The following is a 16,246-nucleotide window of genomic DNA, read 5'->3' as shown; positions in this document are numbered from 1 at the left end:
CATTCCACCCACCCCGCCGCTGAAAACGGGTGCCAGGCCCGGCGACGCGGGGCATCGTGCGCGCCGTATGGCGCAGACACCCCCTCCCCCAGAGGCCCGGCCCCGGCCTCCCGTCCCCGCGCTCTTCCGCGTGGCCCTGGCGCCCATCCAGGCCTTCTTCCGCCTGGAGGCGGCCAGCGGCATCCTGCTCGCGCTGTGCGCCGTGGCCGCCATGGCGTGGGCCAACTCGCCGTGGGCCGCCACCTACTCCGCCGTGTTCGACGCCCGCATGACGGTGGGGCTGGCGGGCGTCCTCAAGGGCTTCACCGTCCGCGAGTTCATCAACGACGGGCTGATGACGCTGTTCTTCTTCGTCGTCGGCATGGAAATCAAGCGCGAGCTGAGCTCGGGGGAGCTGCGCACCTTCTCCCGCGCGGTGCTGCCGCTCATCGCCGCGATGGGCGGCATGATCGTCCCCGCCGCGCTCTACGCCGCCTTCAACCAGGGGACGCCCGCGCAGGCGGGCTGGGCCATCCCCATGGCCACCGACATCGCCTTCTCCATTGGCTGCCTCACGCTGGTCAAGACGCGCGTGAGCCACGGGCTGGTCGTGTTCCTCACGGCGCTGGCCATCTTCGATGACATCGGCGGAATCCTCGTCATCGCGCTCTTCTACGGCTCGGGGCTCCACGTCAGCTGGCTCCTGGGAGCCCTGGGCGTGCTCGCCGTGCTGGCGTGCCTCAACCACTTCCAGGTGCGCAACGGCGTGGCGTACGCGCTGGCGGGCGCGGCGCTCTGGTACACGATGCACCACGGCGGCATCCACGCCACGCTGTCGGGCGTGGTGCTGGGCCTGTTCATGCCCGCGCGGCCCCTGCGTCCGGGCCGCCACGTGCTGGAGGCGCTGCGCGTCTACGTGGACCGGGCGCTCCAGACGCCGATGGATGAGGCGACGCGGGGCGCGCAGATCCTCTACCTCGAGGAGCGCCTGGAGGAGCTGGAGCCGCCGCTCAACCGCTTCGTCCACCTGTGGCACCTGCCCGTGGCGTACGGCATCGTCCCCCTCTTCGCCCTGGCGAACTCGGGCATCTCCCTGGAGGGCATGGGCTGGGCGGACCTGCTCCGGCCGCTGCCGCTGGGCATCATCGCCGGCCTCTTCGTGGGCAAGCAGGTGGGCATCTTCCTGTTCACCTGGGGCTCGCTGAAGCTGGGCGTGGCGGACCGGCCCGGCGGTGCGACGCTGCCGCAGCTCCACGGCGTCGCGGTGGTGGCGGGCATTGGCTTCACGGTGGCCCTGTTCGTGGCGGGGCTGGCCTTCCCCACCCAGCCGGAGCTGCTCACGGAGGCCAAGCTGGGCATCCTGGTGGGCTCGCTGCTTTCCGCGGTGGTGGGCTACGCACTCTTGCGCTTCGTGGCGAAGCCGGCCGTCCCGGCGTAACGTAGAGGACAGGAACGCTCGTGATTCTCCAAGACCTCAACCGCGTGCGGCAAATCACCGTCATCGCGGCGCGCCACGGCTTTGGCGAGCTGGCGGAGCGCGCGGGGCTGTGGCGCATCCTCGGCCGCAAGGAGAAGGTGGAAGTCTCCCCGGAGGCCCAGCGCGCCTCCACCGCGCGGCGCTTCCGCATGCTGCTCAACGACCTGGGCCCCACCTTCGTCAAGCTGGGGCAGGTGCTGTCCACCCGCGCGGACCTGCTGCCCGCCGAGTACATCGACGAGCTGGCCATGCTCCAGGACCACGTGGAGCCCATCTCCCTGGAGGATGTCCGCGCGCAGATTGAAGGTTCGCTCGGCGCCAGCGTGGAGAGCCTCTTCGCCACCATCGACCCGGCGCCGCTGGCCGCCGCGTCCATCGCCCAGGTGCACCGCGCGATGACGCTGGAGGGCGAAGAGGTGGTGGTGAAGGTGCAGCGGCCGGGCATCGCCGATCGCATCGACTCCGACCTGGGCGTGCTGCGCAGCCTGGCGCGCCTGCTGGAGGCCGTGGTGGAGGAGACGGGCGTGTACACGCCCACCGGCATCGTGGATGAGTTCGACCGGGCCATCCACGAGGAGCTGGACTTCATCAACGAGGCCACCAACATCCGGGCCTTCCTGGAGAACCACCGCGAGCGGCCCTACCTCAAGATTCCGCGCGTCTACTCCGGCCTGTCCAGCCGCACGGTGTTGACCATGGAGTTCATCCGCGGCGTGAAGCTCAACCCCGCGGAGCTGAGCGAGCCCGAGCGCAAGGCCATTGCCCAGAACATCCTGGACGCCTCCTTCCGGCAGCTCTTCGAGGACGGCCTGTTCCACGGCGACCCGCACCCGGGCAACCTGCTGCTGCTGGAGGACCACCGGCTGGCGCTGCTGGACTTCGGCGTGGTGGGCCGGCTGTCGCGCCCCATGCAGGAGACGCTGGTCATGCTGTGCCTGGCGGTGGCGCTCAAGGACAGCGAATCCATGGCGCGCATCCTCTACCGCGTGGGCGTGCCGGACGCGCGCGCCAACCTGGTGGGCTTCCGCAACGACATCGATGCGCTGCTCGGCCAGCACCTGGCCACGACGCTGGGCCAGGTGGACACGCGCTCGCTGCTGAGGGACTTGCTGGACCTGGCGGTGAAGTACCGCATTCGCATCCCCAAGGAGTACGCGCTGCTCAGCCGGGCCTCCGTGTCCACGGAGGGCATGCTGCGCAGCCTGTACCCGGAGATGAACATCATCGAGGTGGCGCTGCCATACGCCAAGGAGCTGCTCGCCGGGCGCTACGATCCGATGCAGCTCCAGGGCGGACTGATGCGCACGCTGCTGCGCTTCCAGGCCATGGCGCAGGACCTGCCCACGCAGCTGTCGCAGATCCTGCTGGACATGGAGTCCGGCAAGTTCACCGTCACGGTGCGCGCGGACCAGTTCGACAAGCTGAATGAGAACCTGCGCAGCGCGGCGGTGATTGCCTTCATGGGCCTGTGCGCGTGCGGGTTCATCGTGGGCGCGTTCATCTCCTTCGCGCCCAAGCCGTGGATGTACGGCAACGTGCCGGTGCTCGGCGTGATGGGCATCGCGGTGGCGGCGGCCTTCTTCGGCGCGGCGATCACCTGGTACCTCTTCGGTGGACGTGGGCTGGGCAAGGTGCGCCTGAGCCGCTTCCTCAAGAAGCCCAAGCGCCAGTAGTTCGCCGCCGCTAGACGGGCCGGCGCCACAGGTCGGCGAGGTCCGCCGGGAGCTGCGAGGCCACGGCCGCCACCTCGTCGTCTGGAATCCGGTCCCGGATGGCGGTGAACACCACCGCCAGGACGCGCAGCGCCTGGTCCACGGGGATGCGCAGGTGGTCCGCCACGTCGGTGATGAACTCCGCGCGGTCCATGCGCTTCGCGTGCGACGGGCCCCGGTGGATGTTGCACGTCCCGAGGATGGTCCCAATGCCGCCCTTCCCCAGCGACCAGAGCAGCTTGAGGTCCTCTCCGTCGGACAGGCGCCGCGCGAGCGTACAGAACACCGCCTCCGCGCCCTTCCGGGCGTCCACGCCATTCACCTGGAACTCGCGGCTGTTGCCGAGCTCGTCCAGGAAGCCCTGGAGGTCCTGGGGCTCGTCTCGCTCCTTGACCGGAGTGGCGTTGTTGATGGGGGGTTCGGTGTACTCAGCCATGGGGTTGTCTCCTTGAATGCCAGTGCAGCCGTACCGCGCGCCTGTCATGGTGGCCACGGCAGGTGCACGCTTCAGCCGGAGCGCGCCGCGCGCCTTGGCCCGCCTCCCCGGGGGCGGGTGCCCGACAGGATGCTCCCAGGCGAAGCGCAAATGACGAAGCGCTCTCTGAACATCGTTGGCTCCCGCGCCAAGCGGCGCCCGTGGGCTCACCTCCGTGGAGGTGGCGACGCGGGTCGCTGCCCTGCTCGGGGAAGAGGTCATCGTCTCGCCTCCCGCGGACGACCCCGCTGTCGCCAGCTCCTGGTTACTCGTCCCCCCCGATGGCAAGCGCTTCCGGGCCACTGAAGCCTCGCTGGGCGAGGATGCGGACTCCGTCGACATTGACCGAGCCACCCTTCGCCCCGAATAGCGCGGGCGTGGTGCGGCCTTGCGGCCACGCGCGCCAAGAGAAAAGGCCACCGCGGCGTCACGTAGACGTCCGCGATGGCCTTGTCACCCAAGCGGTCAGACGCCCCGCTCACCCATGTGCCGCCGGGCGCGGCGCATCGCCAGGCTCCGGGTGCTGCGGCGGCTCTTGGGTCTCATCGTCCTTCTTGCCGAACCGCTCGCCCAGCCGCTCCTTGATGCGGTCCGCCACCACATAGAAGGCGGGCACCACCAGCAGGCTGAGCACCGTGGACACGGACAATCCACCGAGCACCGCGATGGACATGGGCGCGCGCGTCTCCGAGCCCGCGCCCAGCGCCAGCGCCGCCGGCACCGCCGCCATCATCGTCGCGGTGGACGTCATGAGGATGGGCCGCAGCCGCACCGGCCCCGCGCGCAGCATGGCCTGCAGCGCGTCCGCGCCGCGCTCCCGCTCCTGCAGCGCGTAGTCCACCAGGATGATGGAGTTCTTCTTCACGATGCCCATCAGCAGCAACAGGCCAATCATGCTGAAGATGTTCAGCGTGGTGCCCGTGGCGAACAGGGCGAAGGCCGCGCCCGCCACCGACAACGGCAGAATCGTGAGCACCGTCACCGGGTGCAGGAACGAATTGAACTGCGCGCCCAGCACCATGTACGCCACGCCAATCCCGAGGAAGAGCGCGAAGAACAGGCTGCTCATCGAGTCGCGGAAGGCCACGCTGGCGCCACCCGCCACCACGCGCACACCGCCCGGCAACTCCTTCGCCAGCCGCTCCACCGTCGCCAGGGCCTCTTCCTGGTTCGAACTCGGCGCCACGTTCGCGTAGATGCTGATGGCGCGCTCACGGTCCCGCCGGGTGATGGCCTGCAGCGCGGGCCGCTCCTCCTGTGTCACCAGCGACGACAACGGCACCAGCGCGCCGCTGGCCGTCCGGACCTTCAGTGTGGACAGGTCCTCGGGCCTCGAGCGCTGGTCCTTCAAGAGCCGCATGCGCACGTCGATGCGCCGGCCGCCGGTGCTGTACTTGCCCACGCGCACGCCGCCCACCAGCGCGTTGATGGTGGTGGCCACCGACTGGATGGGCACGCCCAGGTCCGCCGCGCGGCCCCGGTCCGGCGTGATGCGCAGCTCCGGCATGCCCAACTGGTAGTCCGTGTCCACGTCCACCACCTTGCCGCTGGCCTGGAGCTTCTCCCGCATCGCCTGGCTGGCCTCCACCAGTTGCTCCCATTCCGAGCCGCGCACGCTGAACTCCACCGGGAAGCCGCGCTGCGCCGTGAAGCCGCTCTGGGACTGGTCCTGCACCACCGCGCGCAAGCCCGGGTAGCTGTTGAACTCCTTGCGGAGGATCTGCTGGAACTCCGCCTGCGGCATGCGCTCGTCGGGTGGCTTCAAGCTGACGAACATCATGCCGGTGTTGACCGCGCCGCTGCCGAAACCACCGACGACGGAGAAGACGCGCGTCACCTCGGGCCGGCTGCTGGCGAACTCCTCCGCGCGCAGGAACAGCCGGTTCGTCTCTTCGATGTTGCTGCCCACCGCCGTCTGCATGCGCACCAGCAGGCGGCTCTGGTCCTGGGACGGCACGAACTCACCCGGCAGCGCACGGAAGACGAAGACGCTGGAGGCCGTCAGCACCACCGCCGCGCCCAGCACCCACCACGGCCGCTTCAGGCCCCAGGCCAGGGTGCGCGCGTAGACGCGCTCCAGCTTCTCGAAGCCCCGGTCCACCCAGACGCCAATCCGGCTGCGGCCTTCACGCGACGTCTTGAGCAGCTGCGCGCAGCGCGCGGGGGCCAGGGTGATCGCCTCCACGTAGGACAGCAGCACCGCCACGCACAGCGTCACGCCGAACTGGAGGAAGTACTTGCCGATGACGCCGCTCATGAAGACGACGGGCAGGAAGATGGCCACCACCGCCGCCGTCGCCGCCAGCGCGGCGAAGGTGATCTCCGCGGTGCCCTCGCGCGCGGCGCGCACCCGGTCCTTCCCCTCTTCGGAGTGCCGGTAGATGTTCTCCAGCACCATGATGGCGTCGTCCACGACGATGCCCACCGCCAGCGCCAGGCCCAGCAACGTGAAGGTGTTGAGCGTGAAGCCCAGGAAGTAGATGACCGCCACCGTCCCCAGCAGCGACATGGGGATGGCCAGCACCACGTTCATCGTGCTGGAGAGCGAGCCCAGGAACACCCAGCACACGAAGGCCGTGAGGATGCACGCGAGCATCAGCTCGAACTCGATTTCGTGGACGCTCTCCTCGATGAACTGCGTCGAGTCGAAGTTGATGCCCAGCTGCATCCCCTCCGGCAGGTCCTTCTGCATCTTGTCCAGCTCGGCCCGGATGCCCTGGGCCACCGCCACGGCGTTGGCGCCGCGCTGCTTCTTGATGCCCAGGCCCTGCGCCGGCTCACCGTTGATGCGCGCCATGCGGCGCACGTCCTCGAAGCCGTCCTCCACCAGCGCCACGTCCTTCAGGTAGACGGGGAAGCCGCCCTGCTCGCGCACGATGATGCGCCGCAGCGTCTCCAGGTCCAGCGCCTCGCCCATGACGCGGACGTTGACCTCGCGGCCCTGCGTCTCGATGCGGCCGGCGGGCAGCTCCACGTGCTCGCGCTGGAGCGCCGCGGACACGTCCGTCACCGTGAGGCCCAGCGCGTCCAGCTTCTGCGCATCCACCCAGATGCGGACGTTGCGCTCCAGCATGCCGCCCAGCTGCACCTCGCCCACGCCCGGAATCGTCTGGAGCCGCTCCTTCACGCGGTAGCGGGCGTAGTCACTCACCACCTGCTGGCTGAAGGGCCCGGACACGCCGACCCAGAGGATGGGTTGGTCCTCCGGGTTGGACTTGGAGATGATGGGCGGGTCGATGTCCAGCGGCAGCCGGCGCTGCACCTGGCTCACCTTGGTCTGCACGTCCTGGAGCGCCAGGTCCACGTTGCGAGACAGGTCCAGCTCGACGGTGATGTTGCCGCCGCCCTGGCGCGCGGTGGAGTTGATGGCCGTGACGCCCTCCACCTGCGTCACCGCTTCCTCGATGAACTCGAGGACGTCGCTCTCCACCGCTTCCGGGTTGGCGCCTTCCCACGTGACGGAGATGTTGATGGTGGGGAAGTCGACGTCCGGGAACTGGCTGATGCCAATACGCTGCGCGGCCACCAGTCCGAAGACGATGGTGGCCGCCATGATCATCCACGCCAGGACGGGCTTCTTGATGCACGCCTCGGTGATGTTCATGGCCGGGCGCCTCCGCCGCCGCTGGCGGCCTCCGGCTCCAGCCGGGGCTCACCCGTGAAGGTGGGCTTGGGGCCCTCCGCCACGCGCACGTTGGCCCCGTCGCGCAGGGCCTCACCGCCGCGCACCACCAGCAGCTCACCCGGCTTCACGCCGTCACGGACCTCCACGCGGCCATCCGCGGTGCGCAGGCCCAGCTCCAGCACGCGCTCACGCGCCTTGTCGCCCTCCACCACGTAGGCCAGGAAGCCGCGCTCGCTGGCGCGCACCGCCGTCTGCGGAATCACCGGACTGCCGCCGCGCGTGTCCACGGGCACCGCCACCGTGGCGAAGGCGCCCGGACGGAGCCGCTCGGCGCCCTCACCGGTGACTTCCGCCGTCACCGGCACCATGCGGCTGGCATCATCCGCGGCGGCGGCCACGTGTGTGATCTTCGCCGTGAAGGCGCCCCCCTCCGCGGCCCGGACGGAGAAGCGCGCCGTCATGCCGGGCTGGATGCGGGACACGTCCGACGCCGGGACAGTGAAGCGCAGCAGCAACGGCTCGCGCCGCAGCAGCGTGGCCAAAACGACGCCGGGCTGCACGTACTGGCCCGTCTGCACCGTGCGCGTCTGGAGCACGCCGTCCATGGGCGCGCGCACATAGGCGTCACGCTGGTTGAGCTGTGCCTGGTCCAGCAGCGCCTTCGCCGCCGCCACGTCCGCCTCCGCCGTGCGCGCGCGGGCCTCGAAGGTCTCCAACTGCTCGGCGGGCAGCAAACCGGGACTGGCCTGGTTCACCGCGGTGCGGCGCTGCGCACCGGCCTCCGCCTCCACCAGCGTGGCGCGGGCTCGCGCCAGCGTGGCCTCCGCGGACCGCACGGCGATGGCGTAGCGGGCGGGCTCGATCTCCGCGAGCACCGCGCCCTTCTTCACCGACTGCCCTTCCGCGAAGAGCACCCGCTCCACGGCGCCTGGCACGCGGGCGGTGATCTGCACCCGCTCGAAGGCCTCCACGGAGCCGACCGCGTCCACCACGTACTCCACGTCCCGCGCCTCCACCGGAGCCACCTCGACGGGGAACTGGATGGCTGCTCGGCCGCGACCCGCCGGCGCTGCTCCGCCTTGGGTGCCTTGCGCGTCCTTCTTGCAGCCAGCCCCCAGGGCCAGCGCGGCCACGGCCAGACCCAACGTTCCTGCGCGTCGCATGTCCTTCACGGTTCCTTCCCCAATGGGTCGAGTCCAACTGCCGCTCGCAGCCCCAGCAGCGCCACACCCAGCGCGAACCGGCTCTGGGCGTACGCCACCTCCGCCTCGAACTGCCGCAGCGAGGCATCCGCCACCGTCAGCGCCGTGGACAAGCCCTGACGGTAGAGAATCCCCTGCTCCTCCGCGTTCTGTCGGGCCGTGCGGACCGCCAGGTCGCTCTGTGCCAGGGCGGCCTGGGCATTCTCCAACGCCACCCTCGCCTGCTCGATGTCCACGTCCACCCGGCGCGTGGTGGCCTGGACCTGGAGCTCCGCCGCCTTCGCCAGGGCCACGCGTTCCCGGCGCTCGGCGTAGCGCTCGCCACCGTCGAAGAAGTTCCAGATGAGGTTGACGCCCAGGAAGCCGTCACCCGTGCGGCCCGCGAGTCCGGCCTCGTTCGTGAGGCGGTAGGTGGCGGACGCACCCAGCGTGGGCAGCAGCCGGGCGAGCGGCTCCTTGGCGCTCTCCTCCAGCGCGTCCACCCGCAGCCGCGCGGCCAGGATGTCCGGCCGGCGCTCCAGGGCCCCATCCGCCAGGGAGGCGTGGGCCTGTAGCGGCCGGCTGGCGTCCGACAGCAGCGCGTCCGGCGAGGCCAGGGCGCCCTTCACCGAAGACACCAGCAGGAAGCCCAGCTCCAGGCGCGTGGTCTGCGCGGCGTTGCGCGCGTTGGACATCTGCACCTCGGCGCTGGCCGCCTCCAGCTCCGCGCGCGTCACATCGTTGCTGCTGGCCAGGCCCGCCTTGGCGCGGGCCGACGCGTCCTGAAGTGACTGACGGGCGAACGCGAGGCGCTGCTCGGCGGCGCGGTACACCTGCTCCTGCGCCAGGGTGGCGAGGAAGGCGTTGGCGGCCTCGAAGCCAACCTGCCGGCGCGCCTCCACGGCCTCCAGCTCCGCCGCGTCGCCGTCCCTCCGCGCCGCGCGGTACAGGAAGATGCCGCGCGCGTCGAACAGCGGGATGGAGGCGACGAAGTTGGCGTTGAAGGCGTTGTTGCGCTGGATGACCACCGACTGGCCACCCACTTCACGCGTCACTTCATACATACGCCGGGTGTAGGTGCCCGTTCCCGTCAGCTCTGGAAAGAAGAAGGCCCGGGCCCGAGCCAGCCGGGCCCGGGCGGCCTCGGACTGCTGCTCGGCGGCCAGCGCCACCTCGTTACGCTTCGCGGCACGTCGCACCGCCTCTTCCAGCGTCAGCGGACCGCCGTCCGTGGACAGGGCTTCCGCGGGCGGAGGCTGGGACGAAGGACCTGCTGGGGCCCCCTTCGTGGATTCGGTCGCGGGCTGCTGCCCCCAAGCACTGGACGCGGTCAGCGCGAGCCAGGCGCAGAGGGGCACGGTGATGGCGTGACGGGGTCTATGCATGAACGGGCGGGGAAGGCTCGGGCGTCGGAGGGGCGGGTCGGCGCGCCATATAAACGGAGGCGGAGAGAAGGGGCCATGTCGATTCGGCGTCTGGACGCTGGCCTGCGCGACGGACTATGGGTGGCGTTGAGTTCTCCTGGGTTCCGTAGCTCACTGTAGAAAGATTGCGGGCGCCACCAAGCGCCCGGGAATGCTCGGCCGATGCGTTTATTCCTGATGGGTTGCGTTCTTACGGTGGTGGTCTCCGTTTCCGGCTGCCGGAAGCAGGAAGACCCACCCAATGCCGGGGCCGTCCGCGTGCTCGTCTCGTATGCGACGTTTCGTCCGGGCTGTCTCACGCTGACCGTCACGGACGTGGACGACCCCAGCCGCACCGAGACCGCCGACATCCGGATGGAGCCTTCTGCCCGCAGCGACGTGCGGACGGTGGCCATCCTGGGCCGGGAGGGGTGGAGCCGGAACCTGCGGCTCACCGCGACCGCCAACGAGCGCTCCTGCAACGGGCCCGTGGTGGCACGGCACGAGGTCACGACGCAGGTGCCCACGGTGGGCACCGCGGCCGTGGAGCTCGACCTGCGCGCCCTGGACCTGGATGACGACGGCTACGTCACCAGCGAGGGCGCCTTCCCTGGCTCGGATTGTGATGACGACGACGCGGCCGTCCACCCCGGCGCGACGGAGCTGTGCGACGGCGTGGACAACAACTGCGTCAACGGCGAGGCGGATGCCCCCGGCGGCGCGACCTACTATCGCGACGCGGACGGTGACGGCTTCGGTGACCCGTCCGCCCTGCCCAACCTCTCCTGCACGCCGCCCGCGGGCTATGTCGTGGAGGCCGGTGACTGCAACGACCGGGATCCCAACATCCACCCAAGACAGGCCGAGCAGGTCTGCGACGGCAGGGACGACAACTGCGATGGGTACATTGACAACGACCCGTTCGACGTGGGCACGCAGTGCCAGACCGAGCAGAACTGCGCCGGGTCCATGCGGTGCGCGAGCGCCACGCTGACGGCCTGTGTCAGCACCGAGACGCCGCGGGAGTGGTTCGTGGACGAGGACGGTGACGGCCAGGCGGGGACCTCCGTGGGGCTCTGGTGCGCCAACCCGCCGCAGGACGCCGTGGAGGACAACACGGACTGTGATGAGAGCTCGCGCTACGCGTCGAACGCGGCCACCGAGGTGTGCGACCGGCTGGACAACGACTGCGACGGACAGGTGGACGAAGGCGTGGCGGGCTGCGACCCCGTGGCCTGGACGACGACGAACGCGACGCCCTCCTCGATTGTCTGGGAGACGGTGGCTGCGTACCCCGGCAACAAGGGCTGGCTCGCGGGACGCGACGGCCACGTCGCCCACGTCGACAGCGGGACGCTCACCCCCGTGGCGGACTGCCCGGGCCAGTGGAAGTCCTCCTGGGTGACGAACAGCGGCCGCGTGTTCCTGGGCAACAGCGCGGGCAAGTTCACCACCCGGCTGCCGACCGACACCGGCGCGTGTGTCAACGTGAATGGCCCCGGGAACGCCAGCATCAACGGGATGGTGGGCTTCGAGACCGGCAACCGCGTGGCGCTGTACGCGGTGGACAGCCAGGGCCGCATCCTCCTCTGGAACTACGAGGAAGGCGCCCCCACCCAGACGGCCCCCGAGGAGCTCACGCGGCTCAACGACAACCTCAAGTCCATTGACGGCACCAGCCCGCGGACGCTGTTCGCCGCGGGCGCCGAGACGCAGGGCGGCACCAACCACCCCGTGGTCTGGCGCGGCCCCACGGAGGACGGCGGCACGTGGCAGAAGGAAGCCCTGGGCAACGTCGGGGCGACCGGCTTCCTCTACGGCATCCAGGTGCTCTCACCGAGCCATGTCTACGCCGTGGGCGACAACGGCCTCTTCCTGGAGCGCGCGGGCTCGACTTGGAGCGTGAAGCCCGCCATCACCCTGCCAACCTCGGCCCCGGCGGACATCCGCGGGCTGGTGGCCTTCAGCAGCAAGGCCATCTACGCCGTGAGCTCCGGAACGAACAACATCCACTTCTTCAACGGCACGGCCTGGAGCGCCGCCTTCACGCCGTCCAGCCCCATGAACGCGTTGGGCGGAACCAGCCCGGGCGACATCTGGGTGGCGGGCAGCGGCGGCGCGCTCGTGCGCTGGCGGCCCTGAGGCGGCGGGCGGACGCCATGGACCTGCGCGCGGACGGCCTCACGGTGCGGTACGGAGCGAGGCAGGTCCTGTCCGGCGTGAGCTGCGCGCTGCCGCCCGGGACGCAGGCACTGGTCCTGGGGCGCTCGGGCGCGGGGAAGACGACGCTGGTGAAGACGCTGGCCGGCCTGGTGCGGCCCACGGAGGGCCGCGTGCTGTGGGATGGGCAGGATGCGGCGCGTCTGACGGCCGCCGAGCGGCGCGAGCAGCAGGCGTCGTTCGGCATGGTGTTCCAGACGGACGCCCTGTTCGACTCGATGACGGTGCTGGAGAACGTCATGGCGCCACTCACCCGCCGCCACGTCCCGGAGGCCGAGGCCCGGACCCGCGCCAGTGACGTGCTGCGGGCGGTAGGGCTCGCGGACGCGGCGGGTACACTGCCGGAGCGACTGTCTGGCGGCATGAAGAAGCGCGCGGGAATCGCGCGGGCCCTGGCGGCGCGTCCGTCGGTGGTGCTGGCGGATGACCCGTTCGCGGGGTTGGATCCGGGCACGGCGCGGCAGGTGGCCCGGGTGCTCCTGGACGTGTCCCAGGGTGGCACGCTGCTGGTCGTGGCGACGGAGGCTCCAATGGACCTGCCCCTGCCCCGCTGGCTGTACCTGCGGAGTGGCCGGCTGGTTCATGACGGCCCCCCCGCGCCCGAGTGGGAGGACGCACCGGACGAGGTGCCGGCATGACGCGAAGTGCGCGAGCCCATCCAGGCGCCATGACGCGCCGCCCGGAGGGCGCGGCCCCAGCCGTGCCGCCGCCGAGTCAGCCCCCGGATGAGATGCCGCCATGGCGCTCCTGACGAGGCTCGGACGAACGGCGCTGGACGCGCTCCGCGGAACCGGCGCGCTGGGGCTGGTCGTGGGCCGCACGGTGCTGGCGCTGCCGAAGCTGGAGCGCCGCGAGCTGGGCCGTGCGCTGGTGCAGTTCGGCTACGGCTCCCTGCCGCTCGCCCTGGCCACGGCGGCGCTGGCCGGCATCATCGTGGTGCTGCAGTCGGGCATCTACGTCCAGCGCTTCGGCGCGCGGGCCTTCCTCGGCTGGGCGGCGGGGTACGGCGTGCTGTGGGAGTTCGGCCCGCTGCTGCTGGGCCTCATCATGTCGGCGCGGCTCGGCGCGCGAAACGCGGCGGAGCTGGCGCTGATGCAGGTGGGCGGACAGATTGAAGGGCTGAGGGGCATCGGCCTGGACCCCTTCGCCATCCTCGTCGCGCCTCGCGTGGTGGCCATGGAGGTCAGCATGCTGGCGCTCAGCGGCGTCACCTTCGCGGTGGCCATCCTCTTCGAGTCCGTGGCCGCCCTGCTCGCCCTGGGCCTTCCGGTGCGCGTCTTCTTCGGCACCTTCTCCCAGCTCCTGGGGCCGCTCGACCTCCTCGGCGGCGTGGTGAAGACGGGCATCTTCGGGCTGGCCATCGCCCTGCTGTCCACCACCGTGGGCCTGTCCGCTCGAGGCGGCGCACACGCCGTGGGCCAGGCGGCGGCCAACGCGGTGGTGCGCAGCTGCGCGGCCATCTTCGTCCTCGACTTCGCCCTCACGTCCTTGCTCGCGGGGTGGATGGGATGAGCGGCGTGCTGTCCTTCTTCGGAGCGCCGGTGGTGATGCTGGCGCGCACGGTGCGGGCCTCCACCCGGGACGGCGTGCCCTGGCGCGAGTCCCTGGCGCAGCTCCACGAGCTGGGCGGGCGCAGCGTGTGGCTGGTGATGTCCGGCATGGCCTTCTTCGGCGCGGTGCTCGTCACCATCGCCAACAGCCAGGCACGGCGCTTCGTGGGCAACGTGGCGGTGCTGGGGCCCGCCTACTTCGAGCTGCTCATCCGCGAGCTGGGCCCGGCGGTGTCCGCGCTGCTCACGGCCTCACGCGCGGGCGCGGCTCACGCGGCCGAGCTCTCCACCATGAGCGTCAACGAACAGGTGGAGGCCCTGGAGATGTCCGCGGGCGACCCCTACGCGGACCTCGTCGCGCCCCGGGTGTTCGCGGGTGTGCTGGGCGTGCCCCTGCTGTGCACCCTGGGCACCATCGCGGCCACGCTGTCCGCGGCGGCGGTGGCGCAGTTCGCCTTCGGCGTGGACGGGCGGGCCTTCATGGACCCGCGCTACGTGGACGGCTGGGACCTGCTGGCCGCGTTCCTGAAGGCCGCGGGCTGCGGGCTCTACATTCCGCTGGCGGCGGCGGTGGCGGGCCTCAAGGCGCGCGGCGGCGCCGAGGCCGTGGGCGAGGCCACCACCGACGGCGTGGTGGCGGCGAGCCTGGGGTGCCTGCTCATCGACCTCACCGTGTCACTGGCCTTCCAACTGCTGCGCCTGTGAGCGAGCCCCGCGCATGACGCCCCTTCCCGACAGCGAGGCCCTGCGATTCCGGGACGTGCACGTCGCGTTCGACGAGGGGCGCCGGCGCGTGCTCGCGGGGCTCACGGCGGAGGTGTCCACGAAGGAGCTGACGTTCATCGCGGGCGCCAGTGGCACCGGGAAGAGCGTGCTGTGCCGGCTGGCGGTGGGACTGCTGCGCCCGGACGCGGGCGAAGTGGTGCTGTGGGGGGAACGCGTGGACTCCAGACCCGAGCGCGAGCTGGTGTCACTGCGCCGACAGGCGCCCTACCTGGTACAGGGCCCGGCGCTGTTGGACTGGCGCACGCTCCGGCAGAACGTATGGCTGGCGGACCCGGCGGCGTCCGTGGACGACGTGGACGCCGCGCTGGCGCAGGTGGGGCTTCTGGACTGGGCGGACCGGCTGCCACCGGAGCTGGGGCCCGGAGCGAAGAAGCGGACGGCCATCGCCCGGGCGTTGGTGCTCAAGCCGCGCTATCTCCTCTTCGACGAGCCGACGACGGGCCTGGACCGGAAGGCGGCCGGCCAGGTGGAGGAGGTGCTCGCGTCGTTGAAGGCGCGGGGCCTTGGGGGGATGGTGGTGTCCCACGACTACCGGCAACTGAAGGCGCTGGCGGACCGGGTGCTGGTGGTGGCGAACAAGCAATGTGCCTACCTGGGCACGCCGAAGGGCTTCCTGGAGTCCTCCGCGCCCGAGCTGCGAGTACTGACAGCGCCATTCATGGAGGGCGCGACGGATGGATGAGCGACGGCTGGAGCTGAAGGTGGGCGCCCTGGTGCTGGCCGCCATCGGGGGCGTGCTGGTGTTGCTGTGGCTGATGGGCGAACTGAAGCTGGGCTCGGAGACGGGGCTGGCGGTGGACTTCGGCCACACGGGGAACGTGGTGGAGGGCGCCCCCGTGAAGCTGGGCGGCGTGCAGGTGGGCCGCGTGCAGGACATCCAGCTCCAGCCCGAGCGGCGGGACGCCCAGGGACGCCCGCTGCCCGTGCGGATGGAGCTCGCGGTGGCGCCGGAGGCCGTGGGCGCGCTGCGCAAGGACGCGCGCGTGACGGTGGCCACCGTGGGCATCCTGGGAGAGCCCTATCTGGAGCTGAACCCGGGCTCGGCGCCGGAGCGGCTGCCCGCGGGTACGGCCGTGCGGGGAACGGACGCACCCCGGCTGGATGTCCTGGCCGAACAGCTCACCCGCTTCGTGGACCTGCTGTCCCAGATGTTGGAGGAGGACCCGGAGGCCATCCGCGGTCTCGCGGCGAACGTGTCCCGGCTGGCGCGGACGCTGGACCAGTTGCTGACGGAGAACCGGGGCGACGTGAAGGTGCTGGCGTCCGAGCTGGCGGCGGCCTCGAAGGACTTGCGCCAGCTCGCGGGCCTGGCGCGCGAGGCCTTCCAGCCCGGAGGCAAGGGCGCGCGGTTGCTGGACGATGCCTCGGCGGCGGCGGCCGTCGTGCGCCGCGACCTGCCAGGGCTGACGAAGTCCGCCGGGACGACGCTGGACGGGCTGGCGGCCGTGACGGGCCCGCTGGGGCCCGAGGACGGCGCGCGGGTCAAGGTCGCGCTGGAGCGCCTCACCTCGGCCTCGGGCCAACTGGAGAGCATCGCGGCCCGCGCGGACCGGGTGCTGGCGAAGCTCGAGGCTGGAGAGGGCACCGCGGGCGCGGTGCTCCAGGACGGCACGCTCTATGAGGAGCTGCGCATGCTGGTGACGGACCTCCGCAAGCACCCGTGGAAGGTGCTCTGGAAGGACTGAAGCCCGGGCGTCGAGCACCTATCAGGACGCAGCGTGAAGGCGAGCAAGCACGGGCCCAATTGTTCAGGGGGGGCCTCCCCCCCATTCTGGGAGCGCACCAAACCACCGCTGGTGGTACAAGCCCGGCCCGTGAAAGTCCCCCAGCCCCCTGCC

General features: G+C 71.0%; 13 protein-coding genes. 9 read left to right on the top strand and 4 right to left on the bottom strand.

Annotated features, from left to right (window positions below):
• The first annotated feature begins 67 nt into the window (after nt 1–67).
• Both nhaA and HNV26_RS33410 read left to right on the top strand, forming a co-directional pair.
• Nucleotides 68–1,417 (top strand): Na+/H+ antiporter NhaA, encoded by a 1,350-nt coding sequence (nhaA, locus tag HNV26_RS33415; protein WP_171452953.1) that lies wholly within the window; start codon nt 68–70, stop codon nt 1,415–1,417.
• Nucleotides 1,418–1,437: 20 nt separating this feature from the next.
• The gene (locus HNV26_RS33410; protein ID WP_171444943.1) at nt 1,438–3,129 is read left to right on the top strand and encodes an ABC1 kinase family protein; all 1,692 of its coding nucleotides are present in this window, start codon (nt 1,438–1,440) and stop codon (nt 3,127–3,129) included.
• A gap of 10 nt (nt 3,130–3,139) precedes the next feature.
• Here the strand turns inward: HNV26_RS33410 and HNV26_RS33405 are convergent, their stop codons facing one another.
• Complete coding sequence (locus tag HNV26_RS33405) at nt 3,140–3,604, bottom strand: DUF2267 domain-containing protein (RefSeq protein ID WP_171444944.1); 465 nt, start codon at nt 3,602–3,604, stop codon at nt 3,140–3,142.
• A gap of 220 nt (nt 3,605–3,824) precedes the next feature.
• Between HNV26_RS33405 and HNV26_RS33400 the strand changes: the two genes are divergently transcribed.
• The gene (locus tag HNV26_RS33400; RefSeq protein WP_253817293.1) at nt 3,825–4,013 is read left to right on the top strand and encodes a hypothetical protein; all 189 of its coding nucleotides are present in this window, start codon (nt 3,825–3,827) and stop codon (nt 4,011–4,013) included.
• Nucleotides 4,014–4,121: 108 nt separating this feature from the next.
• Here HNV26_RS33400 and HNV26_RS33395 read toward each other — a convergent pair whose 3' ends face one another.
• From HNV26_RS33395 to HNV26_RS33385, 3 genes are read right to left on the bottom strand one after another with little or no spacing between them, the layout of a single operon-like run.
• Nucleotides 4,122–7,247: an efflux RND transporter permease subunit gene (locus HNV26_RS33395; RefSeq protein ID WP_171444945.1), complete on the bottom strand. Its 3,126-nt coding sequence runs from the start codon at nt 7,245–7,247 to the stop codon at nt 4,122–4,124.
• A complete protein-coding gene (locus HNV26_RS33390; protein WP_171444946.1) occupies nt 7,244–8,431 on the bottom strand; it encodes an efflux RND transporter periplasmic adaptor subunit in 1,188 nt (395 codons plus the stop codon). Before HNV26_RS33390 ends, HNV26_RS33395 begins: the two co-directional genes overlap by 4 nt.
• A gap of 5 nt (nt 8,432–8,436) precedes the next feature.
• A complete protein-coding gene (locus HNV26_RS33385; RefSeq protein ID WP_171444947.1) occupies nt 8,437–9,834 on the bottom strand; it encodes a TolC family protein in 1,398 nt (465 codons plus the stop codon).
• Between the two features lie 234 nt (nt 9,835–10,068).
• Here HNV26_RS33385 and HNV26_RS33380 point away from each other — a divergent pair, with 234 nt between their 5' ends.
• The 6 genes from HNV26_RS33380 to HNV26_RS33355 all read left to right on the top strand — a co-directional run bounded on the left by HNV26_RS33380 (nt 10,069) and on the right by HNV26_RS33355 (nt 16,093).
• The gene (locus HNV26_RS33380) at nt 10,069–11,994 is read left to right on the top strand and encodes a MopE-related protein (protein WP_366817080.1); all 1,926 of its coding nucleotides are present in this window, start codon (nt 10,069–10,071) and stop codon (nt 11,992–11,994) included.
• Between the two features lie 17 nt (nt 11,995–12,011).
• The gene (locus tag HNV26_RS33375) at nt 12,012–12,710 is read left to right on the top strand and encodes an ABC transporter ATP-binding protein (protein WP_171444949.1); all 699 of its coding nucleotides are present in this window, start codon (nt 12,012–12,014) and stop codon (nt 12,708–12,710) included.
• 100 nt (nt 12,711–12,810) lie between these two features.
• On the top strand, nt 12,811–13,584 hold the full coding sequence (locus HNV26_RS33370; protein WP_011553919.1) for an MlaE family ABC transporter permease: 774 nt from the start codon (nt 12,811–12,813) through the stop codon (nt 13,582–13,584).
• Entirely contained in the window at nt 13,581–14,327 is a 747-nt protein-coding gene (locus HNV26_RS33365; protein WP_171444950.1) for an MlaE family ABC transporter permease, read from the top strand. The genes HNV26_RS33370 and HNV26_RS33365 overlap by 4 nt, the downstream gene beginning before the upstream one ends.
• A 13-nt stretch (nt 14,328–14,340) precedes the next feature.
• Complete coding sequence (locus HNV26_RS33360; RefSeq protein ID WP_171444951.1) at nt 14,341–15,090, top strand: ABC transporter ATP-binding protein; 750 nt, start codon at nt 14,341–14,343, stop codon at nt 15,088–15,090.
• Nucleotides 15,083–16,093 carry an MlaD family protein gene (locus tag HNV26_RS33355; RefSeq protein ID WP_171444952.1) on the top strand — a complete coding sequence of 337 codons (1,011 nt, stop codon included), beginning with the start codon at nt 15,083–15,085 and terminating at the stop codon, nt 16,091–16,093. The genes HNV26_RS33360 and HNV26_RS33355 overlap by 8 nt, the downstream gene beginning before the upstream one ends.
• Nucleotides 16,094–16,246: the final 153 nt, after the last annotated feature.

Source organism: Myxococcus xanthus, assembly GCF_013116825.1.
In the GTDB taxonomy this organism is placed as follows: Bacteria; Myxococcota; Myxococcia; order Myxococcales; family Myxococcaceae; genus Myxococcus; species Myxococcus xanthus_B.
This window is presented reverse-complemented; position numbering and strand designations above follow the sequence as displayed.